The following is a 23512-nucleotide window of genomic DNA, read 5'->3' on the forward strand; positions in this document are numbered from 1 at the left end:
TGGCCCCCGGTGCCGGGTGACGCGAAAGGCGCGAGGCAGTGAGCTCGGTTGACAGCACGACGACGGACCCCACGAACGAGCAGGCGGCGCCGGTGACCGGGACAGCCCGCGTCAAGCGGGGCATGGCCGAGATGCTCAAGGGCGGTGTGATCATGGACGTGGTCACCCCGGAGCAGGCGAAGATCGCGGAGGACGCCGGCGCGGTCGCGGTGATGGCGTTGGAGCGGGTGCCCGCCGACATCCGCGCGCAGGGTGGCGTGGCGAGGATGTCGGATCCGGACATGATCGACGGCATCATCGACGCGGTGTCCATCCCGGTGATGGCCAAGGCCCGCATCGGTCACTTCGCCGAGGCGCAGGTCCTCCAGTCCCTCGGTGTGGACTACGTGGACGAGTCCGAGGTCCTCACGCCGGCCGACGAGGCGCACCACATCGACAAGTGGGCCTACACGGTCCCGTTCGTCTGCGGTGCCACCAACCTGGGCGAGGCGCTGCGGCGGATCGCCGAGGGCGCGGCGATGATCCGGTCGAAGGGGGAGGCCGGGACGGGCAACGTCGTCGAGGCGACGAGGCACATGCGGCAGATCCGTGCCGACCTGCGCCGCCTGACGGTGCTGGACGAGGAGGAGCTGTACGCGGCGGCCAAGGAGCTGCGGGCGCCGGTCGAGCTGGTGCGTGAGGTGGCGTCGCTGGGCAAGCTGCCGGTCGTGCTGTTCACCGCCGGGGGCATCGCCACCCCGGCCGACGCCGCGATGATGATGCAGCTCGGCGCCGAGGGCGTGTTCGTGGGGTCCGGGATCTTCAAGTCCGGCGACCCGGCCAGGCGCGCGGAGGCCATCGTGAAGGCCACCACCTTCCATGACGACGCGGACGTCGTCGCCAAGGTCTCGCGTGGCCTGGGCGAGGCGATCGTCGGCATCAACCTCAGCGAGCTGCCCGAGGAGCGGCGGTACGCCAGCCGCGGCTGGTGACGTCGTCGGCGCGACCTGATCCGCCGGTGGTGGGTCCAGGTCGCGCGTCGACGGCTCGCGGTCGGAGGGGGTGGACCGGTTCCCGGTCCCTCAGACGTGTTCCATGATCAGCACCGCGCTGGTCCCGGGTTCCAACGCCTGGTAGTGGTGCGGCACGTCGCCGGGGAAGCTCGCGTAGTCGCCGGGGCCCAGGTCGATGACGTCGTCGTGGGGGCCGCAGCGCAGGCGGCCGTTGCTCACCACCAGGTGTTCGACGGTGCCCGGGATGTGGGGGTCGGCCTCGCGGGAGTTCCCGGGTTCCAGGGTGATGGTGTAGACGTCGCGCCGGGCCGCCGGTGGGCAGGAGGCCAGCAGGACCGCCTGGTAGGGAGCCGTCTCCGACCGCACCACCGGGCCCTCACCGGCCCGGACGACGCGGACCCTGGGGGCCGCGGGCTCGACGAGCCGGCTGAAGGGCACCCCCAGGGCCACTCCCAGCGCCCACAGGGTCTCGACGCTGGGGTTCCCGCCGCCGCCTTCGAGCTGGGACAGGGTGGACTTGGCGACGCCGGCCCGGCGGGCCAGCTCGGAGAGGGACATCCCCGCGCGTTGTCGTTCCCTGCGCAGCGCCCTGGCGATGGTCGCGAGGGGTGGGGCGTCGCCCGTTCCTCGGAGGGCCTCGGCCATTCGTTCGCTCCTTTGTACGATTGTTCGTTGTGACGAACGATCTCCTCCTGTTCAGGTTAGTGAGGCGGACCCCGTGGTGAGCCCGTGGACCCGTCGACGCGGCCCGGTCCTGGAGCCGGAGGCACGTCGGGACATCGCCGCGATGGCGGTGGCCGTCGGCGTCGTTGGCCTGTCCTTCGGCGCGATCGCGGTGGCCAGCGGTCTGTCGATCTGGCTCGCGGTCCTGATGTCCCTGCTCGTGTTCGCCGGCGGCTCGCAGTTCATGGCCGTCGGCGTCGTGGCCGCGGGGGGCGCTCCGCTGGCCGCGCTCGCCGCCGGGCTCATCCTCAACGCCCGCCACCTGCCCTTCGGCCTGGCCATCGGCCACCTCCTCGGGCGCGGACTCGCCGCGAAGCTGGTCGGCAGCCACCTGATCATCGACGAGTCGGTGGCCTTCGCGATGGCCCAGCGGGATCCGGACCGGGCGCGCCGGGTCTTCTGGATCTCCGGGATCACGCTCTTCGTCGTCTGGCAGCCGGCCGTGGTGCTCGGCGGCCTGATCGGCGGCGCCGTCGGTGACCCCGCCGTCTTCGGCGTGGACGCCGCCTTCCCCGCGGCGCTGCTGGCGTTGCTGTTGCCCTCCCTGCGGGACGCCGCCACCCGCCGGGCGGCCCTCGTCGGCGGGGCGGTCGCCGTGCTCACCACTCCGCTGCTCCCCGCCGGCGTTCCGGTCCTGCTGGCCCTGTGCGGTGTCGCCCTGCTGCTGCCGTTGCCCCGCTGGGCGAGGAGGGAGTCCCCATGACCGTCACGACGATCGTGCTGCTCGCGGTCGGCACCTACGCCTTCCGCGTGGCCGGCCCGCTCCTGCGCGACCGGGTACGGCTGTCGGAGGCCGCGCGGCGGGGACTGGCCGTGGCGGCGACGACACTGCTGACCGCCCTGATGGCCACCGCCGCGCTCACCGAGGGGCCGGGATTCGCCGGCTGGGCCCGGCCGATCGGCGTCGCGGTCGGCGGACTCCTCGCCTGGCGCCGAGCCCCCTTCGTCGTGGTCGTGCTGGCGGCGGCCGGGACGGCGGCGGGCCTCCGGCTGCTCGGACTGCCCTGAACCGGCTGGCCCCCGTCCCGCCCGTACCGAGCTCACCCGCGCCTTCCGCCGACCGGGTGAGTACCTAAGATGTGACGTCGAGTGTTTTCCCAGCTTGGAGGTCTTCTCCGTGTCGATTGCGCAGCCGGTCGTCGGGGTGCTCGCACTCCAGGGCGACGTGCGGGAGCACCTGCTCGCGCTGGCCGAGCAGGACGTCGTGGCGCGCCCGGTGCGCCGCGCCGAGGAACTCGCGGAGGTGCACGGCCTCGTGCTCCCCGGCGGGGAGTCCACCACGATGAGCCGTCTGCTGGAGACCTTCGAACTGCTGGAACCGCTCCGCGACCGGGTCGCGGCGGGGCTGCCGGTCTACGGGTCCTGCGCCGGCATGATCCTGCTGGCCCAGGAGGTCCTCGACGGGCGGGAGGGACAGCACACCCTCGGTGCCATCGACATGGTGGTCCGGCGCAACGCCTTCGGTCGCCAGGTCGACTCCTTCGAGGCCGACCTCGACTTCGCCGGTCTCGGGTCGGGCGGGGACGCGGAACCGGCACCGCTGCGCGCCGTCTTCATCCGGGCCCCCTGGGTGGAGTCGGTGGGTGACCGGGTCGAGGTGCTGGCCAGGGTCCCCGAGATCCCGGCCGCCGGCCCCGCCGCCGGGCGGGTGGTCGCGGTGCGCCAGGGCAACGCGTTGGCCACCGCCTTCCACCCCGAACTGCTCGCGGCCGACGGCCGGGACGGCCGGGTGCACGAGCTGTTCGTCCGCACCGTGCGCGAGGCCTGACCCCCGGCCGCGCCCGACCGGAGGCGACTCGCCTCGTCCCGGCGACCAGTAGGATCGTCACGGCTCCACGCAGCGCCCGGAGCGCAGGAAGACGCATCGCGACGAAGACGGAGGAGAGATGAGCGGCCACTCCAAGTGGGCCACGACCAAACACAAGAAGGCCGCCCTCGACGCCAAGCGTGGCAAGCTGTTCGCCAAGCTGATCAAGAACATCGAGGTCGCGGCCCGCAGCGGGGGAGGGGACCCGGACGGCAACCCCACCCTGTACGACGCCATCCAGAAGGCGCGGAAGAACTCCGTCCCCCTCGACAACATCGAGCGGGCGCGCAAGCGGGGCGCGGGCGAGGAAGCTGGTGGGGCCGACTGGCAGACCATCATGTACGAGGGCTACGGCCCCAACGGTGTCGCCGTGCTCGTCGAATGCCTCACCGACAACCGCAACCGCGCCGCTGGTGAGGTGCGGACGGCGATGACCAGGAACAACGGTTCGATGGCTGACCCGGGTTCGGTCTCCTACCTGTTCAACCGCAAGGGTGTGGTGATCGCGCCCAAGAACGGTCTCTCCGAGGACGACATCCTCCTCGCCGTGTTGGACGCGGGCGCGGAGGAGGTCAACGACCTGGGGGAGAGCTTCGAGATCGTCGCCGAGGCCGGCGACCTCGTGGCGGTCCGGACCGCCCTGCAGAAGGCCGAGATCGACTACGACTCGGCTGACGCCAGCTTCCTGCCCTCCACCACGGTGCCGCTGGACGCCGAGGGCGCCCGCAAGGTGTTCCGCCTCATCGACGCGCTGGAGGACTGCGACGACGTGCAGAACGTCTTCGCGAACTTCGACGTCTCCGACGAGGTGATGGCCGAGGTCGGCTGACGACCGGGCCAGGGCGGGCCGGTCCCGGGTGTCCGGGACCGGGCCCGCTCCGGAGGTCGTGACGGCTCCCCGCGACGCGGAGGGCTTCCTCCCAGCCCCGGTGGGGCGTCCCGTAGGGTCGCGCTGACGGGAGAAGTAGCGCGACGTCCCGCCCGGAGGTGCGTTTCGTGGCCGATGACCAGGAGCTCCGACGGAGGCTGCGGACCGCCGCCGAGGAGGACGGCGTCGCGATCGTGCACGTCGCCGAGGAGCGGAACGCGCCGCCCTTCGCCCAGACCGTCGGCGTCTACCGCAGTTGCGGCATGCCGGAGGTCGTGGTGATCGGCCTGCCGCCCAAGGTCGCCCACGCGGTGCTCAGCACGTACTCGGAGCGGGCCCGCGCGGGGGAGGACTTCGTCCCGGGCCGGTGCTACGAACGGTTCCTCAAGGACCTGCCCGTCACCTTCGAACGGGTGCACCGGGGCTTCTACGCCGAGTACTTCGGGCACGCCTTCCTGCTCAACCGCAAGGGCACCTTCCCCGCCCTCCAGATGATCGTCGCCGCGCCGGACGGGTCCTGGCCGTGGCAACCGGACGCGCCGGGTGGGTTCGCCCAGTACCAGCCGGTGCTCACCGACAGCGGCCGCCCCGAGAGCTGGGTGCCGGGGGAGACCGGTCCCTGACGGGCCCCGCCGCACCCCGGACGGCTCCGGGCACCCCCGGGCCGGCCGTGCCCTCCGGGTGCGCCCGCGGGAACGCCGCCCCCTCACCTCCGCGCACGCGCGCCACCTGCCCGGGCGGCCACCGGCGGTGCCGGTCGGCCGGTGTCGACACCCGGCACGGCACGTGGCAGCCTTCTTGCGATGCCTGAGCTGCCCGATGTCGAGGGATTCCGTCGCGTCGTCGTGGAACACGCCCTGGGCCGGCCCGTCCGGGATGTCGTCGTGTTCGACGCCGCGATCCTGCACGGTGCCTCTCCCCAGGAGCTCGCCGCCGCCCTGCGCGGGCGTCGGTTCGCCCGGGCGGATCGGCACGGCAAGTGGCTGCTGCTGCGCTTCGAGGACCACGCCGCGCCGACCGGCGAGGACCGGCCCGCCGCGCCCGCCGACGGGAACCCGGCCGTTCCCGCCCCCGCCCCCGCCGACGGGGACGGCGTGGCAGGGGCCGGACGGGTGCCTGGCGGCCCCGTCCTCGCGCTGCACTTCGGGATGACGGGGTCGCTGCGCTGGCAGGCGCCTCCCGACCGCCGACGCGGTCACCGCCACGACCGGGTGCGGATCGTCCTCGACGAGGGTGAGCTGCGCTTCCGCGACCAGCGCAAGCTCCAGGGCATCTGGCTGGCCGAGGACGAGCGCGGCGTCGACGAGCTGCTCGCCGGCCAGGGGCCGGACGCCGCCACCCTCGACTTCCGCGACTTCGACGCCCGCCTGCCCCCGTCCCGACGTGCCGTCAAGGCCGCCCTGATCGACCAGGGCGTCCTGGCCGGTATCGGCAACCTGCTCGCCGACGAGATGTTGTGGCGCGCGGGCATCCACCCGGACCGCAGCCTGGCCCGCCTGACCCCCTCCCAGCGGCGGACGCTGCACCGCCAGCTGCGGCGGCTGCTCCCGCAGGCGGTCAAGGCCGGCCGGGTTCCCGACAAGAAGGGCTGGTTGACCGGGCTGCGGGACCAACCGGACGCCAGCTGCCCGGTCTGCGGCACCACCCTCGAGCACAGCCGCACCGCCGGACGATCCAGCCTGTGGTGCCCCCGCTGCCAACCACCGGGGTGAGCCGCGCCCGCTCCGGGCGCCGGGGAACCGGCCTCCGAGCCCCTCGCACGGCGGCGGCGGATCGGACCGCCGGTGGGAGGCGGGCGGGCGCGCCGCTCGCGGCGTGATCCACTCGAACCGGTAGCCTGATCGCTCGAACTGATGTTCGTCCGCCCCAGGCCGGGCGGTGGCCGGGTGGCCACCGGCACCGGAGGGCGGGCCGACCGGCGGGAGGCGAGGCGTGCGGGTGCTCGGCGTCGATCCCGGCCTGACCCGGTGCGGGATCGGTGTCGTCGACGGTGGCCACGGCCGGGCCGTGCGCTTCGTGGCCGTCGACGTGGTGCGCACGCCCGCCGACGCGGAACTCCCGGAGCGGCTGCTGGCCGTGTCCGACGCCGTCGAACGGTGGCTGGACGCGCACCGACCCGACACCGTCGCCGTCGAGCGGGTGTTCAGCCAGCACAACGTGCGCACGGTGATGGGCACCGCGCAGGCCAGCGGCGTCGTCGCCCTCGCCGCGGCCCGCCGTTCCCTCCCGGTCGTGTTCCACACCCCCAGCGAGGTCAAGGCCGCCGTGACCGGCTCCGGTCGGGCGGACAAGAAGCAGGTCGGGGCCATGGTCACCCGCATCCTGCGGCTCACCGAGGTGCCCAGGCCGGCCGACGCCGCCGACGCCCTGGCACTGGCGATCTGCCACCTGTGGCGGGGCCCGGTGTCCGCGCGGCTGGCCCAGGCCCAGGCCCAGGCGGCCCAGCTCGCCAAGGCCCACCGGGCCAGGCTGGCGGCGGCCAGGAGGAAGGAATGAGCCGGTGATCTCCTCGGTACGCGGAACGGTGCGCTCCGTCGGTCTCGACCACGCCGTCGTCGAGGTCTCCGGGATCGGGCTCGCCGTGCGCACCACCCCGACCACGCTGGCCGGGCTGCGACGTGGCGAACAGGTCGAGCTCGTGACCAGCCTCGTCATCCGGGAGGACTCCTGGACGCTGTACGGGTTCCCCACCGACGAGGTCAAGGAGCTCTTCGAACTGCTCCAGACCGTCTCCGGCGTCGGTCCCCGGCTCGCGCTGGCCATGCTGGCGGTGCTGGAACCGGACCAGCTGCGCACGGCGGTGTCCGAGGGCAACCTGACCACCCTCACCCAGGTGCCCGGCATCGGCCGCAAGGGGGCGGAGCGCCTCGTCGTGGAGCTGCGGGACAAGCTCGGCCCGGTGGCTCCCGCCGGCGGTGGGGACGGGGCGGCGGCGCCGGACGCCGGCCAGCGGCGCACCCACGTGGTCGAGGCCCTGGTCGGTCTCGGGTTCACGGCGAAGCAGGCGGAGCAGGCGGTGGAGAAGGTGCTGGCCACCGACGGTGGCGGGGACACCTCCGGGATCCTGCGGAAGTCCCTCGCGCTGCTGGGGCGCAAGCGGTGAGGCGTGGCCAGGTGGGACGACGTGAGGACGACGGGGCGGTGACGTGACGGACGACTGGGCGAATGACTGGGCGGACCTCGACGTCGGCTCCGGCGGAACGGGGGCCGGTCAGCGGGGCGGCGAGGACGCGCTGTCGACCAGCGCGGAACCCGGGGACCGGGATGTCGAGGCCACACTGCGGCCCCGGTCGCTGCCGGAGTTCGTCGGGCAGCCCCGGGTGCGCGAGCAGCTCGAACTCGTCCTGACCGGGGCCAGGAACCGGGGTGCCCCTCCCGACCACGTGTTGCTCTCCGGGCCGCCCGGACTCGGCAAGACCAGCATGGCGATGATCATCGGGGCGGAGCTGGGCGCCTCGGTGCGGATGACCTCGGGGCCCGCCCTGGAGCGGGCCGGGGATCTCGCCGCCATGCTCTCCAACCTGGCCGAGGGCGACGTGCTCTTCATCGACGAGATCCACCGGGTGGCCCGGCCGGCGGAGGAGATGCTGTACCTGGCGATGGAGGACTTCCGGGTTGACGTGGTCGTCGGCAAGGGGCCGGGCGCCACCAGCATCCCGCTGGAGATCGCGCCGTTCACCCTGGTCGGCGCCACCACCAGGTCGGGGGCGCTCACCGGTCCCCTGCGGGACCGCTTCGGGTTCACCGCCCACATGGAGTTCTACTCCCCGGCGGAGCTGGAGCGGATCATCACCCGTTCCGCCAGCATCCTCGGGGTCGACCTCCGACCCGACGGCGCCCGGGAGATCGCCGGGCGCTCACGGGGCACGCCCCGGATCGCCAACCGGCTGCTCCGCCGGGTCCGCGACTACGCGGAGGTCCGTTCGGACGGCGCCGTCACCGTGGAGACCGCGCGGGCCGCCCTGCTGGTGTACGACGTCGACGAACTGGGACTGGACCGGCTGGACCGGGCCGTGCTCACCGCCCTGGTGCGGTCCTTCGGGGGAGGCCCGGTCGGGGTCTCGACGCTCGCCGTCGCCGTCGGAGAGGAGCCGGGGACGGTCGAGGAGGTCTGCGAGCCGTACCTGGTGCGGGCGGGAATGCTCGCCAGGACCCCCCGCGGCCGGGTCGCCACGGCCGCGGCCTGGGAACACCTGGGCCTGCTCCCGCCGGAGGACGCGGCGGCCGCGCAGACCGCGGGGCGGACCGCCCCTGGCGGCGAGGGTTAGAGTGGTGACGCACGGCGATTCGGTGCACGCGCACGAACGGAGTGTGTGCTCCCGGTAAGGGGCGGAACGCGGAGGACCTCTCGGGGACTGGCACACTGGGAATCGCAAACCCGAACAATCGGACGTGTCAACCCGCGTGGGCGTCCCCGAACGGAGAATGATGGAATCCTTCATCCTTCCGCTTTTCCTGCTGCTCATCGTGCTGCCGCTGTTCCTGGCGAGCCGGAAGCAGAAGAAGGCCATGCAGGAGATGCAGCAGCTCCAGGGCTCGCTGGAGGTCGGCGACAAGGTCATGACCACCTCGGGGCTCTACGCCACCGTCGCGGACACCAGCGATGACGAGACGATCGGCCTGGAGGTGGCCCCCGGCGTGGTGACCACCTGGGTGCGCGCGGCCGTCCGTGAGCGCGTGCAGCCGCCGGCCGAGGCCTCGGAGGCCACCAGCGAGTCCACCGACGAGACCGTCGGGCTGCCCGAGACCAACGGCCTGGCCAGCGAGCTGGCCGACGACAAGGACGGTTCGGACGCCGAGAAGGCCACGACCTCCGTCGGCGCCAAGGACGGCAAGAAGGACGACTGACCCGGTTGCCCGGGCTCGTCGGGCCCGGGTTCTCCAGGAGACGCCCGTGGTTGGCCTTCCACCGACGGTGGGAGGCCGACAGGCGTTCGTCGGGTCGTGGCACGAGGGTGACGCCCGGGCGTCCCGCCGCCTGGTGAGGACCGTTCGTCGGCGAGTCCGACCTGGCGGAAGACCTCGGCCAGCCCCGGCGTTATTCTCAGTGTCCGGAGGTGCTTCGGGGCACAAGCGGGCGGACCGCCGGCAGGCGGGCCGAGCAGAACGTCGAGAAGAGCCTGGAGCGTGCCGTTGAGTCAGGACGTCGAGCGTGCGACCACGGCGGCCGTCCCCGCGACGGGAAACCGGCAGCCGTCGGCGACCCGACGTGTCCGGGCTCGGCTGGCCAGGAGGATCACCGCGCAACGGTCCTCCTCCGTCAAGCAGGTGCTGGAACCGCTGGCCACCGTCCACCGCGAGCTGCACCCCAAGGCCGACCTGGCGCTGTTGCAGCGCGCCTACGACGTCGCCGAGGAGAAGCACCGCTCCCAGCGCCGCAAGTCCGGCGACCCCTACATCACCCACCCGCTGGCCGTGTCCACGATCCTGGCCGAGCTGGGGATGGACACCACGACGCTGGTCGCCGCGCTCCTGCACGACACGGTGGAGGACACCGACTACTCCCTGGAGCGGTTGAGCGCGGACTTCGGTGACGAGGTGGCGCACCTCGTCGACGGCGTGACCAAGCTCGACAAGGTCAAGCTGGGAGCGGCCGCCGAGGCCGAGACGATCCGCAAGATGGTCATCGCGATGGCCCGCGACCCGAGGGTGCTGGTCATCAAGCTGGCCGACCGGTTGCACAACATGCGGACGATGCGCTTCCTGCCGCCGGAGAAGCAGGCCAGGAAGGCCAAGGAGACCCTGGAGGTCCTGGCCCCGCTGGCCCACCGGCTCGGCATGGCGACCGTGAAGTGGGAGCTGGAGGACCTCGCCTTCGCGATCCTCCAGCCCAAGAAGTACGACGAGATCGTCCGCCTGGTCGCCAACCGCGCCCCGTCCCGGGACACCTACCTGCGGGAGGTCATCCAGCAGGTGTCGGCCAACCTCGACCTGGCCCGCATCGGCGCCAAGGTCGAGGGCCGCCCCAAGCACTACTACTCGATCAACCAGAAGATGATCGTCCGGGGACGGGACTTCGACGACATCCACGACCTGGTCGGGGTGCGCATCCTGGTCGACGAGGTCCGCGACTGCTACGCGGCGATGGGCGTGGTGCACGCGCTGTGGCAGCCGATGCCCGGGCGCTTCAAGGACTACGTCGCCCAACCGCGCTTCGGCGTCTACCAGTCGCTGCACACCACGGTCATCGGTCCGGACGGGAAACCGCTGGAGGTGCAGATCCGGACCCACGAGATGCACCGGACGGCCGAGTACGGCATCGCCGCGCACTGGCGGTACAAGGAGACCAAGGGCACCCATCGGGGCAAGGCCGTCGAGGTCGACGAGATGGCCTGGATGCGGCAGCTCCTGGACTGGCAGCGGGAGGCGGCCGACCCCGGCGACTTCCTGGAGTCCCTGCGGTACGACCTGGCGGCCCGCGAGATCTTCGTCTTCACCCCCAAGGGGGACGTCGTCACCCTGCCGACCGGCTCGACCCCGGTCGACTTCGCCTACGCCGTGCACACCGAGGTGGGGCACCGCTGCATCGGTGCCCGGGTGAACGGGCGGCTGGTCGCGCTCGAGCGGACCCTGGAGAACGGTGAGGTCGTCGAGATCTTCACCTCGAAGGCGGAAGGCGCGGGACCCAGCCGCGACTGGTTGTCGTTCGTCTCCTCGCCCCGGGCCAAGGCGAAGATCAAGCAGTGGTTCGCCAAGGAACGCCGGGAGGAGGCGATCGAGACCGGCAAGGAGGCGATCGCCAAGGAACTCCGCCGGGTGGGCCTGCCGCTCCAACGGCTGGTCTCGGCCGACACGATCGGCGGCGTCGCGCGGGAGCTGCACTACACCGACATCAGCACGCTGTACGCGGCCGTCGGGGAGAACCAGTCCTCCGCCAAGCACGTCGTGCAACGGTTGATGGCCCTGGTGGGCGGCGAGGAGCACGCCGAGGAGGAGCTGGCCGAGCGGTCCACGCCCTCCACCGTGCCGCACCGGCGGCGGGTCACCGGGGACGCCGGCGTGACGGTCAAGGGGATGCGCGACATCTGGGTGAAGCTGGCCCGGTGCTGCACCCCTGTCCCGGGCGACGAGATCCTCGGGTTCGTCACCAGGGGCGGCGGGGTCAGCGTGCACCGCACCGACTGCACCAACGCCGACGACCTGCGCGCGGCCCCCGAACGGCTCGTCGACGTGGAGTGGGCGCCCTCGGCGTCCTCGGTCTTCCTCGTCGCCATCCAGGTGGAGGCCCTGGACCGGCACCGGCTGCTCTCCGACGTCACCAAGATCCTGGCCGACGAGCGGGTGAACATCCTCTCCGCGTCCGTCACCACCTCCCGCGACCGGGTGGCGGTCAGCCGCTTCTCCTTCGAGATGGGCGACCCGAAGCACCTCGGTCACGTGCTCAAGGCGGTGCGCAACATCGAGGGTGTCTACGACGTCTACCGGGTGACCTCGGTGGGCTGAGCGGGAGCCCCGCGCGCTTCCCCGGTGCTGGGCACCCCGCCGCCGGTGGAGCGCGGCACCCCAACGCGGCCCGGCTCGCGCGGCGGATGCCGGCGGGCCTGTCGCCCGGCCCCGGCCGTGACCCGCGCTGGAGGCGGGGCGCTGGTGGTGGCCCTCCCCTTCCGGTACGACCGGCGGGCTGTCGCTCCGTCCCCCGTCTGGTGGGTAGGGCGGGCTCGTCCGGCGCGTCGGCCGGCACCACCGCGCGAGCGACCCCCGGGCACGACGAGGCCCGGCCGCCGTGCGGCGGCCGGGCCTCGGGGGACGTCGGTTCGTCCGGGTGGCTCAGCTCGCGATGGTGACGGTCTCGATGGTCACCTCGGTGTTGGGTGCGCCACCGCCCGCCTGCGCCTCCATGGAGCCGTCGTGACCGGCGGCCGCGATCTCGTCGACGACCTCGAGCCCGCCCTCGTCGATGGAGCCGAACACCGTGTACTGCGGGCCCAGGGCGTTGGAGTCGCCGTAGACCATGAAGAACTGGCTGCCGCCGCTGTTCGGGGCGCCGGAGTTGGCCATCGCCAGCGTGCCGCGCGGGTAGGTCTGCTCCGGGTCGATCTCGTCCGGGACGTTGTACCCGGGGCCGCCCATGCCGGTGCCGCTCGGGTCGCCGCACTGGAGGACCTCGAGGGCGTCGGTGCTGTCCACCAGCCGGTGGCAGGGGGAGGCGTCGAAGTAGCCGCTCTCCGCGAGGTGCAGGAAGCTCTGCACCGTGCACGGCGCCTGCTCACGGTCGAGGGTCAGCGGGATCTCGCCCTCGTTCGTGCCGAGGGTCACCGAGACCGTGCCCTCCGAGGGCGTCGGGTCCGGGTCCTCCGGCATCCCGACCTCGGGCAGGCCGTCGACGGGCGGCTGCTCGGCCTCGATGTAGGCGCAGGGGCCCTCCGTGGTCACCGCCTCGGGCATCTCGGGTTCGCCGCTGGTGGCGGGGTCGGTGGCGTCCGAGGCGGTCTGCTCGTCGTCACCGCCGCCCATCGTGGCCAGGAAGTAGACCAGACCGACGACCAGCACGGTCCCCAGCACGGTGGCGCTGACGCCGATCGTGCGGCGGCGCTTGGCCCGTTGTGCCCGGCGTTCCAGCTGGCGCTCCAGCTTGCGTTTGGCTGCCTGGCGGCGTTGCTCGTTGCTCGGCACCTCGCTCCCTCCCAGGGATCGACACGGCGGTGGCAGCCGGTGAGTCTATGTCGAGAAGCCGTACGAGCGTAGTGAGAGGTTCGTGCCTGGTGCGGACGGGGCAGTCGACTCCGACCCGTGGCGGCGCGGGCAGGGCGGTGGGGAGCGCGCCGGGCCGGGGGCGGACGACCTCCGGCCGGCGGGGGCGGGAGGTCGGGGGACGGGCCGGGAGGGACCGCACCGTTGCGCCGACCGCCGATGGCCCCGAGCCGGTCGCGACCGTGGCGCCCGGCTCCGGTGGGCCGCCGCCATGCCCCCTCCTCGACGTCGTGGCGGGCCACCACCCGGACCGGGTTCGTGCCGTGCCTCCGCCGGTGACACCGCACGCCTCCGCCGGTGACACCGCACGCGCGTCCCCGGCGCGTCGGCACCCACCCGGGTCGTCGGGTCGAGGCCGGAGCGGGAGCCGGGACGAGATGCCAACCGAGGTGGCCACACCGGTTGGCTAGGCTGTGGCGGGTCGCTCCGCGCTGCCCGGCGCTCACACGGTGTGCCGGACCGTTACGCGACGCGACCACGGACACCACCCCGCTGGAGGTTCTCGCGTGCTCGTCGTCGGCTTCCCGGCCGGTCCGCTCCAGGCCAACTGCTACCTGCTGGCACCGGCGGAGGGCGAGGGCTGCGTCATCGTCGACCCCGGCCAGGAGGTCGGGGAGCCGCTGGCCGAACGGCTCCGCACCCACCGGCTGACCCCGCTGGCGGTGCTGCTCACCCACGGGCACTTCGACCACTCCTACTCCGCCGCCTCGATCTGCGAGGAGTACGGGGTTCCGGTGTGGGTCCACCCCGACGACCGGCCGATGCTGGCCGACCCGCTGCGGGGACTCGGACCGGACGTCGCCGCGCTGCTGGGTGGGCGACTGGAGATGAGCGAGCCGGCGGAGGTCCGGGACCTCGCGGACGGCGCCACCCTCGAGTTCGGTGGCCTGTCGATCGGGGTGGACCACACGCCAGGCCATACCGGCGGGTCGGTGTGCTTCCACACCGGCCCGCCGGGAGGCGACGGTCCGGACCGTCTGATGTTGTCGGGGGACACCCTCTTCGCCGGTTCGATCGGGCGGACGGACCTCCCCGGCGGCGACCACGAGCGGATGCTGACGACCCTGCGGACCAGGGTGTTGACGCTGCCAGACGAGACGACCGTGCTGCCCGGCCACGGACCGACCACGACCATCGGCCGCGAGCGTGCCGTCAACCCCTTCCTGCGCAGAGGACTGTGATCCGCACACCATGACCGCCTTCACCGCACCCCGAGGCATCCCGGACTACCTGCCGCCGGAGTCCGCCGCGCTGCTGACCGTCCGCGACACCCTCGCCGAAGCCGCGCGACGCGCCGGCTACGGCTACGTCGAGCTGCCCGTCTTCGAGGACACCGCCCTCTTCGCGCGGGGCGTCGGCGAGTCGACCGACGTGGTCAGCAAGGAGATGTACACCTTCACCGACCGGGGCGGCCGGTCGGTGACCCTGCGCCCCGAGGGCACGGCCGGGGTGATGCGCGCCGTCATCGAGCACGGCCTGGACCGGGGACAGCTGCCCGTGAAGCTGTACTACACGGGGCAGTTCTTCCGTTACGAGCGCCCGCAGGCCGGCCGGTACCGGCAGCTGCTCCAGGTCGGCGTCGAGGCGATCGGCGTGGACGACCCCGCGCTGGACGCGGAGGTCATCGCGGTCGCCGACGCGGGCTACCGGGCGCTCGGCCTGACGGGGTACCGGCTGGAACTGACCAGCCTGGGTGACTCGACCTGCCGCCCCGAGTACCGGGAGCGGCTCCAGGAGTTCCTGCGGGCCCTTCCGTTGGACGAGGAGACCCGCCGGCGCGCCGAGATCAACCCCCTGCGGGTGCTCGACGACAAGCGACCGGAGGTGCGGGAGCTGCTGGCCGACGCCCCCCTGATGGTGGACCACCTCTCGCCGGAGTGCCGTGAGCACTACGAGGAGGTCAAGGAACACCTGACCGGGCTGGGGGTGAAGTTCACCGAGAACCCGCGCCTGGTCCGGGGCCTCGACTACTACACCAAGACCGCCTTCGAGTTCGTCCACGACGGACTGGGCGCGCAGTCCGGTATCGGCGGCGGTGGCCGCTACGACGGCCTGATGGCCCAGTTGGGTGGTCAGGAGCTGTCCGGCATCGGTTTCGGGTTGGGGGTCGACCGGACCCTGCTCGCGGCGCGCGCCGAGGGGCTGGCCGTTGGGGACGAGGCCCGCTGCGAGGTCTACTGCGTCCCCCTGGGGCAGGCGGCGAAGCGGCAGCTGGTGCGGATCGCGGCGGCGCTGCGCGGCGCCGGGGTCCGGGTCGACCTCGCCTACGGGGGCAAGGGGCTCAAGGGGGCCATGAAGGCCGCCGGGCGTTCGGGGGCCCGGTTGGCCGTCGTCGCGGGGGACCGGGACCTGGAGCAGGACGAGGTGCAGCTCAAGGACCTCCGGGACGGGTCCCAGCGCGCCGTCGGGCGTGCCGAGCTGCTCACCACCGTGAAGGAGGCGTTGGCCGGGTGAGTGAGCGGGCAGCCGAGACCGACCGCATCCCGCTCGACCTGCTCCCGCCGGAGTTCCTCCGCAAACGGGCGAAGTCGGTCGGGATCGGCGCTGTGCTCGTCGGGGCCGCCCTGGGCGGCCTGTTCGGCCTGGTCGGGGGGCGCACCGCCGGTCTGGTGGCGGCGGCGGTCGTCGCCGTGCCGCTGTTGCTCCTCGCCTGGGCGGAGTCGCGCCGCCGGTGTTGGCTCTCGGGCTCGGAGCTTTCCGTGCGCGCCCTGGGCACGCGGACCGTCGACCTGGCCGAGCTGACCGACATCACGGTGCTGGTCGCCGACCAGCGGGGTGTGCGGACCATCGGCGTCCTGGTCCAGGGCGGACCACGGCGGCGGCTGGTCAACGTGGCCGTGGCCCTCTACGCGGGTTCCGGCGGCCGGGAACTGGGCGTGTACGAGCTGCGGCGTCTCGCGGACGCCCTCGCGGCCACGGGGGACACCCGGGCGCTGGTCCTGTCCCAGCTGTTGATCGCCCAGCTCCGGGCCGACGCGCGTGGGGAGGCCGCCGCCGACCGGCCCCTCTACCAGCTGGCGTCGTTGGTGCCGGCTGGTCGGGTGCCCCGGCGGATCGGCTCCGACGCGGTCGCCCGCTTCGTCGCCGCCCTGGACTGATCCCGGCGGTCCCGCCGCGGCGGTCGCTCCGCCGGGAAGGAGGACGGGGGGCGGTGGTCCGGTTCCGCGCGCCGGCGCCGACCGCCGGCCTCGGAAGGCGCCCGTTCCCCCGTCCGCTCCCGGCTGTCCGACGTGCCGCCGGCGGGACCGTCCCCGTTCCGGTCCTCCTGCTCGGTGCCGCCGCCGTCCTCGGGGCCGGGGTCGGACCGGGGGGTGCGGTCGCCGGGGTTCGGCGGGTCCTCCCGGGAGGCGACGACGGCCGCGATCGCCGTGGTGATCGGGACCGCGGCGACCAGGCCGATGCTGCCCACGAGGGTTCGGACGATCTCCTGCGCCACCACCTGGGCGCCGACGAGCGTGCCGAAGTCGATCCCGGAGAGCGAGTAGGCGAGGAGCATCGGCAGCGCGGCACCCGCGTAGGCCAGGGCGAGCGTGTTCACCGCCGCCGAGATGTGGTCCCGACCGATGCGCAGCCCGGCCGCGTACAGCTGCCGCCACCCCAGGGCGGGGTTCGCGGCGCGGAGCTCCCAGACCGCGCTGGTCTGGGTGACGGTGACGTCGTCGAGCACGCCGAGCGCGCCGATGAGGGCACCGGCGAGGAGGAGACCGCGCGGGTCGATGCTGCCGCCGACGATGGTGATGAGGTTGGTGGTCTCGTCGTCCAGACCGGTGAGCCGGGTCGTCGAGGCGAAGAACACCCCGAGCAGGGCGATCAGGCCGAGGCTGAGCAACGTGCCCAGCACCGCCGTCGAGGTCCGGGCGGAGAAGCCGTGCGCGAGGTACAGGACGATGAACATGATCACGCCGGAGCCGACGACACCGACCAGGACGGCGTCCTGCCCGGCGAGGATCGCGGGGAGCACGAAGAAGACGAGCACGAGGAAGCTGAGCGCCAGTCCGAGGAGGGAGGTCAGTCCCTTCCACCTGGCGAGCAGCACGACGGACAGCGCGAACAGCGCCGCGAGCCAGGCCAACGCCGGCCCGCGCTGGTAGTCCACGACCTGGTAGGACATCGGGTTGTCCGGCTCGCTGCCCGCGTAGGAGAGCACCACCTGGTCCCCGACCGCGAAGCGCGGGGTGCCGGGTTCGACGGGCAGGACCTGCGTGATGACCCGCCCCGCTCCCTCACCGCTGGTGAGGGTCACGTCCAGCCGCACGCAGTCCTGGTCGCCACCTCCTGGCGGCGGCGCGGGAGGTGGGGGGTTCGCGCCGGGTTCGGCCAGGCTCGTCTGGCACGAGGACGCCGCCGTGGCGGTGATGTCGCCGTTCACCGGTTCGGCGCCGAAGCCCAGTTCGGAGGGGTTGGGCGACTCGTACCCGGAGGGGTAGAGCCACACCATGCCGCCCAGGGCGGCCAGCAGGCACGGGGTGAGGAGCCAGGCCAGCAGCAGCCGGACCCGGCGCGAGGCAGGGGTGCTCGGCCCGTGCCCGTGCCCGTGTCCGTGCCCGTGCCCGGCTGGGGGCGGGCCCTGCGGCGGTGGGCCGGATCCGCCCCCGCCGCCACCGGGGGCCGGGTTCCCCTCCGCCGGCCGCCTCCCTCGGACGCGGCCAGCCCCTCCGCCGGGGGTCGCCGGCCGTCCTCCTGGGCGGGCTCGGCCGGCGCGGTCCCGCTCGACCCCGGCGCCCCGCCGCTCACGTCGTGGCGCCGTACCCGGTTCGGAGCCGTCGTCCGGCCGGGGCCGGGCCCGTCGGGTGCCGCCCGGCGCTGAGGTCGGCGCCTCGGCACGCCTCGCGCCGGTGGAGGACCGGGACCCCGGCCTCGGGTCGGGCGGTGGGGCGGACGGCGGCCCCCCGGTCTCACCGGTCTCGCCGGGCACCGACGTGCCGGGGAGGTCGCCTCGCCCTTGGCCCGCACCCGCTGGTCGACGACTGCTCCTGGGCCGGCCGTCCCGGTGGGGGGCACCGGCGACAGGTGGTAGCTCGTCGGTGCGTTCGGTGGCGCTCTCCGGGGGGTGCTCCCGGCCGGGGGCGGGGGTTCCCGCCGAGCGGAACCAGTCCTGGTCGCCGTTGCCGTTCATCCAGACTCGCCGACGGCCGCCGCTTCGCGCGGCGGGAGCGCCGGGTCCTCCCCTCCGTGCTGGTCGGGCCGGTGGCGGCGCGTCCCCTGGGCACGCGTGGGCGGTCCGAGGACCGCCGGGGTGCGTCGGCCGCGACGCGGGACCGATCAGCGCCGCCGGCTCATCCTAGGTCCGGACCGGGCAGCGTGCCCGCCGTCACCGGCGCTGGTCCCAGCGGGCGCTGTGGACCGGCTGGACGGCGGGTGCGGCGTTGGTCCGGGCTCGCAGCCCGGCGCCGCCTCCCGCCGACGGCAGCTCGGGGCCGATGAGGTCCACCGGGGCGGGGAGAACAGGGGAGAGGGGAACGGGGGAGGGGCGGGTCCCCGGCCGAGGGGGCCGGCGCAGCTCAGCGCGCCGAAAGGCCAGCACCAGCACGGCGAGGACCAGGCCGGCCGCGCCGAACCAGAGCGCACGGGTCAGCCACCACTGGGTGCTCCAGCTGTCGGGCAGGTGCAGGTCCAGCGCGAACAGCGCAGCGCCGATGACGAAGAACATCGCGGTGAGGTGCCACAGGTACAGCGTCATGCTGTGCCGCCCGATCCAGCCGACCAGGGCGGCCACCGTGGGGCGGGCGGCCAGCCGTTCCAGGCGTCGCCGCCACAGCAGCGCGAGCGACAGGTGCAGCCCGGTCAGGGCGAGCAGGCAGACCGTCGGCGGGTTCATGTTCGACAGCGGGGCGCCCGGCATACCGACCATGCTGGCCGGGTAGGGCCCAACCGCCACCAGCAGCGCGAGCAGGGCCAGGCTCCCGAGGGCGCCGACCAGGAGCGTGCCGCGGGGGATCGTGGTCAGCAGACCGGCCGCGTAGGCGTAGCCGAGCAGGTACGGGACCGCCCAGACCAACACGATGTTGGTCAGGCCGAGCACCGGCAGGTCCAGGGTGAAGCGCGCGAGGTCGACCAGCGCCGCGCCGGCGGCCACCGCGAGGGTCAGCCGGTGGCCGAACCGCGCGAAGGCGCGGAACAGCAGCGGCGACAGCAGCAGCAGGATCAGGTAGACGCCCAGGTACCACAGGAGCTGCGGTGCGAGCGTCGCCGCCGAGTGCGCGGCCGACGTCGGGACCCCGATGAGGGGCAACACGACGGCGGCGGCGATCCAGAACGCGGCGAACACCGCGACGGGCGGGAGCAGACGTCGGATCCGAGCCCGGACGAAGGACAGGGTCGGGCGCGGGCGGCGGCTGAGCTGGAGGTGGGTGGCGCAGCCGGAGGCGAAGAACATCAGCGGGATGACCTGGAACGCCCAGGTGGCCAGCCAGCCCCACCCGTGGACGAGGGCGTTGCCGATCTCCAGCTGATGCCCGTTCCAGGCCACCTCCGGGATGACCCAGTGCATCACGATCACGCAGATCGTTCCCCAGGCGCGCACCAGGTCCACCAGGCGGTCCCGGCCCGGCCTGGCCGTCGATGGTCGGAGGGCGGTGATGCCCGCGGCGGGTGGCGCGGCTCCCGGGGCGGTGGCTCCCGCGTCCGCCCTGACGTCCCGGATGGGCAGGTGGGGCCGGGGACGTGCCCGTGTCGGAGCGCTCATCGGCGGTTCCCGCCGTCGCCCGGCGGTGCGGCCCCGGTCCTCGGGTAACGGCGGTGGTTCGGCCGGGTCGGGTGTCGTCCCGCCGACGGCCGGGCGGGCACGGTGGTCCTTCAGCGTTCCCGGCGAGTGGAGACGCGAATCGGTCATGTCGGTGCTCCCGGTGGTCGGTGAGGGGCGCACGAGGAGGACGAGTCCCCTCGGCCGGCGGTGCGCGACCGCCCGGGTCCGGTGCCCTCGCTTGACTGACTGGTGAACTGGTGGAGTGTCACCTGTAAGTGAGATCTTACATGCGTCGCAACCGGGTGCTCGTTGTCCGTCGCTCGAATGTGTGTTCGAATGCTCGCCGTGCGATGGGACGGACAGCGGGCGGACGGAGCGGCCCGGAGCGAGGCGGTGCTCCCCGGCATGGAACAGCCGCTACGGCTCCACGGGTTCCTCCGCGAGACCACGACGCCGGAGTTCGCCGGCATCACCTTCTACGAGGTGATGGCCAGGAGCGTCCTCAACCGGGTACCGGGCGGGTCGATGCCCTTCGGCTGGACGGTCAACCCCTACCGGGGGTGCACCCACGCCTGCGTCTACTGCTTCGCCCGGCGGACCCACACCTACCTCGACCTGGACGCCGGCCACGACTTCGACACCCGGGTCATCGTCAAGGTCAACGCCGGCGAGGTGCTCCGCAGGGAACTGGCCAGACCGGGCTGGACGGGGGAGCACGTGGCGATGGGCACCAACACGGACCCCTACCAGCGGGCGGAGGGCCGCTACCGGTTGATGCGCGACATCCTGGGAGCCTTGGCCGACGCGGCCAACCCCTTCTCCGTCCTCACCAAGGGCACGCTGCTCCTGCGGGACCTGGACCTCCTCGAGCGCGCCGCCCGCCGCACCTCCGTCTCGGTGTCGATGTCGGTGGGTCACCTCGACGAGCGGCTGTGGCGTTCGGTGGAGCCGGGCACCCCCTCCCCCCGAGCGCGGCTGGACGCCGTGCGGCGGCTGACCGACGCCGGGGTGGGGTGCGGTGTGCTGATGGCCCCGATCCTCCCCGGCCTGGGGGATTCGGCGGAGCGGATCGACAGCGCCGTGGCCGCGATCGCCGCCGCTGGCGCGACGAGCGTGACGCCGGTGGTGCTCCACCTCCGCCCCGGGGCGCGGGAGTGGTACCTGGCGTGGCTGGCCCGGGAGCACCCTGGACTGGTCGAGCGGTACGAACGGCTGTACCGGGACGGGGCGTACGCGCCGAAGGCCTACCAGCGCGTCGTCGCCGAACGGGTCCGGCTGGCCGCCCGTGCCCACGGCCTGCTCCGCGAACGGCCCGGGGAGCACCGGGGCTCGGGAGCGACGTCGTCGGCGGCCCCGCCCAGCCGTCCGAGCCGGGAGCACGCCACCCAGCTCACGCTCCTCTGACCCACCGCGTTCCGGGGCGCCCGGACCCGGGCGCCGTGCCGGCCGCCGACGGGGACGAGGAGGCGGCGGCCGACCCAGCTCCGGGCTCCGCCGGCGGGAGCGCCGGCTCGGGCGCGGGCGTGTCCGTTCGCCCGTCACCCGCCCGGAGTGTTCCCCGGACAGGTTCGGCATCCCACCGGAGCGGCGGCTCGCCGGAACCGGTCCGAACTTGCTTCACTTCCCGCGCGTCCGTGACCCAGCCGGAGGGACACCCCCATGCGCAGCTCCGCCGCTCCGAGTCGTCGCCCGCGCCCGGACTCCAGCCCCGTTGCCGACACCGCCCGGCCCCGTACCCGTCGCGGCGCGCCCGCACCGGGAAGGCGGCCCCTCCGCACCGCGCGGCGGGTCGCGGTCGGCGCGCTCGCGCTGCTCCTCGCGCTCGCCGCGCCGACGGCCCCCGGCGGGCGTCCGGCCGCCGCCACTCCCGCCGGGACGAACGGCACAGCCCTTCCCGAGCAGCGGAACGGGGGCGACCGCCTCTACGTGGGCTCGGCGAACCCCGACGCCGTGCTGGTGGTCGACCCGGCCGCCGGGGACGTCGTGCGCACGGTCCCGGTCGACGCCCCGCCCAGCGACCTGGCGGCCTCGCCGGACGGTGGCCGGGTCTACGCCCTGACGCGCGCCGGCGCCCAGGCCGTCGTGACCGTGATCGACACCGCCGACGGTGGGGTGGTGGCCACCTTCCCCGCCCGCGACCGCGATGCCTTCTACCTCGACGTCACCTCCGACGGGTCAATGCTGGTCGTCAAGGCCGTCGCCGGGGACACCCTGACCGTGCTCGACGCGGCGACGGGCGAGCTCCACGGCACGGTCGACCTCGGCGTCCGCACCCTGCGGCCGGTCAGCACGGACGACGGGCGGACCCTGTTGCCCGCCGCCGCCGCGCCCGAGGTCCTGGTCGTCGACGCGGCGGAGCTGTCGGTGGGCACCGCCCGGCTGCCCTCGCCGGCGGCGCTGCTCCGCCCGACCGGTGGGCGGCTCCTCCTCGTCGACCAGGGTGACCAGCGGCTCCTCCGCGACCTCGACGCGGGCACCTTCGAGGTGCTCTGGGAGGCGCGGACCGAGGTCGCGCACGGCGACGCCGCGGTCTCGGCGGGACCCGACGACCCGGTCTACGCGGTGCGCGTCGACGAGGACGCCGTCTCCGCCATCGACCGGGAGACCGGCGCGGCCTCCGCCGTCCCGGTCGGAGCGGGACCCACCGCGTTGGCCGTCTCGGGGGACGGGCGACGGGTCTTCGCGCTCAACGCGCGGGAGAGCAGCATCTCCGTGATCGACGCGGCGGCGGGTGAGGTCAGCGCCACCCTCGACCTGCCGGGCGAGCACGCGCCGGTGATGACCCACCTGGTGCGCGCCGGATCTGGGTGAACCCCTCCCGCCCGGGACCGCGTGCCGCCGTCGCCTGGCGCATGGGTGCGAGATCGTGCCAGGAGGACGCCCGCACGACCCAGAAGCCGGCCGGGAACCGTGCTCGCGTCCCGGGCGCTCGCCCCTCCCGGTCACCCCACCTCGGCGGGCGACAGCGCGTCGCGCTCCAGGTTCAGCCACCCGCTCGGGGCGAACCGCAGCGTCGAGGGGAGCGGAACGGCGACGGTCTCGGCCACCTCGAAGGTCCAGGCCAACAGGTGGAAGTTCCTCGGTGAGCGGAACTTGTCCCGCGTGTACTGGTCCTTGTACCAGCCGTCGACGCTGAGAGTGCGGTCCTGGTCGCGGAAGAAGGCGCCCAACTGGTCGAACCCGTCGTCGAGCGAGGTGACGACGAAACGCGGGGAGACGCTGCCGACCCGGACCAGCCGGCGTAAGGCCCGGCGCCGGGAGGGGCCGCCGTCGCACACGTAGTACTCGAAGCCGGGGGTCATCACCGACAGCGGCGACCGGCTCAGCACCTGCCCCGCCGGCCACAGGTGCCAGCCGCTGTCCTCGGTGAAGGGCTGCGGCGGTTGCCACCAGCCGTGTCTGCGGATCCAGATCTTCGACCTGTTGTCATCGGTCACGTCGGACTCCTCCAAGGGGTCGGTAACGCCTGTTCATCGGAGCAAGCTGTGACGGTGTTGCAACTAGTCGTAACGGACGACGCCGCCGCGGCGCGATCGGGCGATCGGCCCCTCACTCGGGGGGCGGAACGCTTCGGCCGGATCAGGCGGGGCCGGGGGTCCGCGGTCCGTCGCCGGCGCGGGGGCCGGGCGATTCGCGGTCGCCGGGCCGTGGGCCGGGAAACCTGCTCGACGGCGGTGGTCGGGGATTGGCTAGCCTCTTGAGGTCACCCTGGCGTACCTGGCTGGCGACCCAGCCTACGCACATCT

General features: G+C 73.7%; 22 protein-coding genes. 17 read left to right on the forward strand and 5 right to left on the reverse strand.

What is annotated here, in order from left to right; all coding sequences use genetic code 11:
* Window positions 1–38: 38 nt before the first annotated feature.
* Complete coding sequence (gene pdxS, locus ACOJVX_RS07735; protein ID WP_103055545.1) at window positions 39–971, forward strand: pyridoxal 5'-phosphate synthase lyase subunit PdxS; 933 nt, start codon at window positions 39–41, stop codon at window positions 969–971.
* Window positions 972–1061: 90 nt separating this feature from the next.
* Here pdxS and ACOJVX_RS07740 read toward each other — a convergent pair whose 3' ends face one another.
* A complete protein-coding gene (locus tag ACOJVX_RS07740; protein WP_026418922.1) occupies window positions 1062–1637 on the reverse strand; it encodes a helix-turn-helix domain-containing protein in 576 nt (191 codons plus the stop codon).
* A gap of 73 nt (window positions 1638–1710) precedes the next feature.
* Between ACOJVX_RS07740 and ACOJVX_RS07745 the strand changes: the two genes are divergently transcribed.
* The 11 genes from ACOJVX_RS07745 (at window position 1711) to ACOJVX_RS07795 (ending at window position 11833) form a co-directional block, all read left to right on the forward strand.
* Window positions 1711–2418: an AzlC family ABC transporter permease gene (locus ACOJVX_RS07745; protein WP_417853732.1), complete on the forward strand. Its 708-nt coding sequence runs from the start codon at window positions 1711–1713 to the stop codon at window positions 2416–2418.
* On the forward strand, window positions 2415–2723 hold the full coding sequence (locus ACOJVX_RS07750) for an AzlD domain-containing protein (protein WP_026418920.1): 309 nt from the start codon (window positions 2415–2417) through the stop codon (window positions 2721–2723). Before ACOJVX_RS07745 ends, ACOJVX_RS07750 begins: the two co-directional genes overlap by 4 nt.
* A 115-nt stretch (window positions 2724–2838) precedes the next feature.
* Window positions 2839–3483 carry a pyridoxal 5'-phosphate synthase glutaminase subunit PdxT gene (gene pdxT, locus ACOJVX_RS07755; protein WP_026418919.1) on the forward strand — a complete coding sequence of 215 codons (645 nt, stop codon included), beginning with the start codon at window positions 2839–2841 and terminating at the stop codon, window positions 3481–3483.
* Window positions 3484–3601: 118 nt separating this feature from the next.
* Window positions 3602–4351 carry a YebC/PmpR family DNA-binding transcriptional regulator gene (locus ACOJVX_RS07760; protein ID WP_026418918.1) on the forward strand — a complete coding sequence of 250 codons (750 nt, stop codon included), beginning with the start codon at window positions 3602–3604 and terminating at the stop codon, window positions 4349–4351.
* Window positions 4352–4518: 167 nt separating this feature from the next.
* Window positions 4519–5013, forward strand: coding sequence for a DUF4262 domain-containing protein (locus tag ACOJVX_RS07765; RefSeq protein ID WP_026418917.1), 495 nt, complete (start codon window positions 4519–4521; stop codon window positions 5011–5013).
* A 180-nt stretch (window positions 5014–5193) separates the two neighbouring features.
* Complete coding sequence (locus ACOJVX_RS07770) at window positions 5194–6102, forward strand: Fpg/Nei family DNA glycosylase (protein WP_103055544.1); 909 nt, start codon at window positions 5194–5196, stop codon at window positions 6100–6102.
* A gap of 220 nt (window positions 6103–6322) precedes the next feature.
* The gene (ruvC, locus tag ACOJVX_RS07775; protein ID WP_026418915.1) at window positions 6323–6886 is read left to right on the forward strand and encodes a crossover junction endodeoxyribonuclease RuvC; all 564 of its coding nucleotides are present in this window, start codon (window positions 6323–6325) and stop codon (window positions 6884–6886) included.
* Window positions 6887–6890: 4 nt separating this feature from the next.
* Window positions 6891–7493 (forward strand): Holliday junction branch migration protein RuvA, encoded by a 603-nt coding sequence (gene ruvA, locus ACOJVX_RS07780; protein ID WP_026418914.1) that lies wholly within the window; start codon window positions 6891–6893, stop codon window positions 7491–7493.
* A gap of 130 nt (window positions 7494–7623) precedes the next feature.
* A complete protein-coding gene (gene ruvB, locus ACOJVX_RS07785; protein WP_035274754.1) occupies window positions 7624–8658 on the forward strand; it encodes a Holliday junction branch migration DNA helicase RuvB in 1035 nt (344 codons plus the stop codon).
* A 160-nt stretch (window positions 8659–8818) separates the two neighbouring features.
* A complete protein-coding gene (gene yajC / locus ACOJVX_RS07790) occupies window positions 8819–9238 on the forward strand; it encodes a preprotein translocase subunit YajC (protein ID WP_026418912.1) in 420 nt (139 codons plus the stop codon).
* Window positions 9239–9523: 285 nt separating this feature from the next.
* A complete protein-coding gene (locus tag ACOJVX_RS07795) occupies window positions 9524–11833 on the forward strand; it encodes a RelA/SpoT family protein (RefSeq protein ID WP_422647367.1) in 2310 nt (769 codons plus the stop codon).
* A gap of 324 nt (window positions 11834–12157) precedes the next feature.
* On the opposite strand, the gene ACOJVX_RS07800 is transcribed toward ACOJVX_RS07795, so the two are convergent.
* Window positions 12158–13003, reverse strand: coding sequence for a peptidylprolyl isomerase (locus ACOJVX_RS07800; RefSeq protein WP_026418910.1), 846 nt, complete (start codon window positions 13001–13003; stop codon window positions 12158–12160).
* 584 nt (window positions 13004–13587) lie between these two features.
* Between ACOJVX_RS07800 and ACOJVX_RS07805 the strand changes: the two genes are divergently transcribed.
* From ACOJVX_RS07805 to ACOJVX_RS07815, 3 genes are read left to right on the forward strand one after another with little or no spacing between them, the layout of a single operon-like run.
* Window positions 13588–14262 (forward strand): MBL fold metallo-hydrolase, encoded by a 675-nt coding sequence (locus ACOJVX_RS07805; protein ID WP_026418909.1) that lies wholly within the window; start codon window positions 13588–13590, stop codon window positions 14260–14262.
* A 10-nt stretch (window positions 14263–14272) separates the two neighbouring features.
* Window positions 14273–15535 carry a histidine--tRNA ligase gene (hisS, locus tag ACOJVX_RS07810; protein ID WP_026418908.1) on the forward strand — a complete coding sequence of 421 codons (1263 nt, stop codon included), beginning with the start codon at window positions 14273–14275 and terminating at the stop codon, window positions 15533–15535.
* Window positions 15532–16179 (forward strand): hypothetical protein, encoded by a 648-nt coding sequence (locus tag ACOJVX_RS07815; protein ID WP_026418907.1) that lies wholly within the window; start codon window positions 15532–15534, stop codon window positions 16177–16179. The genes hisS and ACOJVX_RS07815 overlap by 4 nt, the downstream gene beginning before the upstream one ends.
* Here ACOJVX_RS07815 and ACOJVX_RS07820 read toward each other — a convergent pair.
* Together ACOJVX_RS07820 and ACOJVX_RS07825 are read right to left on the reverse strand one after the other, a co-directional pair.
* Window positions 16089–18197, reverse strand: coding sequence for a YibE/F family protein (locus ACOJVX_RS07820; protein ID WP_422647368.1), 2109 nt, complete (start codon window positions 18195–18197; stop codon window positions 16089–16091). The genes ACOJVX_RS07815 and ACOJVX_RS07820 overlap by 91 nt on opposite strands.
* Window positions 18198–18392: 195 nt before the next feature.
* Entirely contained in the window at window positions 18393–19913 is a 1521-nt protein-coding gene (locus ACOJVX_RS07825; RefSeq protein ID WP_418156073.1) for an acyltransferase family protein, read from the reverse strand.
* Window positions 19914–20102: 189 nt separating this feature from the next.
* On the opposite strand from ACOJVX_RS07825, the gene ACOJVX_RS07830 reads away from it, so the two are divergent.
* Together ACOJVX_RS07830 and ACOJVX_RS07835 are read left to right on the forward strand one after the other, a co-directional pair.
* A complete protein-coding gene (locus ACOJVX_RS07830; protein WP_030227766.1) occupies window positions 20103–21170 on the forward strand; it encodes an Rv2578c family radical SAM protein in 1068 nt (355 codons plus the stop codon).
* Between the two features lie 255 nt (window positions 21171–21425).
* On the forward strand, window positions 21426–22577 hold the full coding sequence (locus tag ACOJVX_RS07835) for a YncE family protein (protein WP_422647369.1): 1152 nt from the start codon (window positions 21426–21428) through the stop codon (window positions 22575–22577).
* A 131-nt stretch (window positions 22578–22708) separates the two neighbouring features.
* Here the strand turns inward: ACOJVX_RS07835 and ACOJVX_RS07840 are convergent, their stop codons facing one another.
* Window positions 22709–23203 carry a hypothetical protein gene (locus ACOJVX_RS07840; protein ID WP_418155612.1) on the reverse strand — a complete coding sequence of 165 codons (495 nt, stop codon included), beginning with the start codon at window positions 23201–23203 and terminating at the stop codon, window positions 22709–22711.
* Window positions 23204–23512: the final 309 nt, after the last annotated feature.

Source organism: Actinoalloteichus caeruleus (assembly GCF_049311605.1).
GTDB lineage: Bacteria > Actinomycetota > Actinomycetes > Mycobacteriales > Pseudonocardiaceae > Actinoalloteichus_B > Actinoalloteichus_B caeruleus.

What these genes read in the sequence shown, in the direction of transcription:
- ACOJVX_RS07740 (WP_026418922.1), bottom strand. Translation starts at nt 1,637, where the DNA reads ATGGCCGAGGCCCTCCGAGGAACGGGCGACGCCCCACCCCTCGCGACC.
- ACOJVX_RS07750 (WP_026418920.1), top strand. Translation starts at nt 2,415, where the DNA reads ATGACCGTCACGACGATCGTGCTGCTCGCGGTCGGCACCTACGCCTTC.
- ACOJVX_RS07760 (WP_026418918.1), top strand. Translation starts at nt 3,602, where the DNA reads ATGAGCGGCCACTCCAAGTGGGCCACGACCAAACACAAGAAGGCCGCC.
- ACOJVX_RS07770 (WP_103055544.1), top strand. Translation starts at nt 5,194, where the DNA reads ATGCCTGAGCTGCCCGATGTCGAGGGATTCCGTCGCGTCGTCGTGGAA.
- yajC (WP_026418912.1), top strand. Translation starts at nt 8,819, where the DNA reads ATGGAATCCTTCATCCTTCCGCTTTTCCTGCTGCTCATCGTGCTGCCG.
- hisS (WP_026418908.1), top strand. Translation starts at nt 14,273, where the DNA reads ATGACCGCCTTCACCGCACCCCGAGGCATCCCGGACTACCTGCCGCCG.
- ACOJVX_RS07820 (WP_422647368.1), bottom strand. Translation starts at nt 18,197, where the DNA reads ATGAACGGCAACGGCGACCAGGACTGGTTCCGCTCGGCGGGAACCCCC.
- ACOJVX_RS07825 (WP_418156073.1), bottom strand. Translation starts at nt 19,913, where the DNA reads ATGACCGATTCGCGTCTCCACTCGCCGGGAACGCTGAAGGACCACCGT.
- ACOJVX_RS07830 (WP_030227766.1), top strand. Translation starts at nt 20,103, where the DNA reads ATGCTCGCCGTGCGATGGGACGGACAGCGGGCGGACGGAGCGGCCCGG.
- ACOJVX_RS07835 (WP_422647369.1), top strand. Translation starts at nt 21,426, where the DNA reads ATGCGCAGCTCCGCCGCTCCGAGTCGTCGCCCGCGCCCGGACTCCAGC.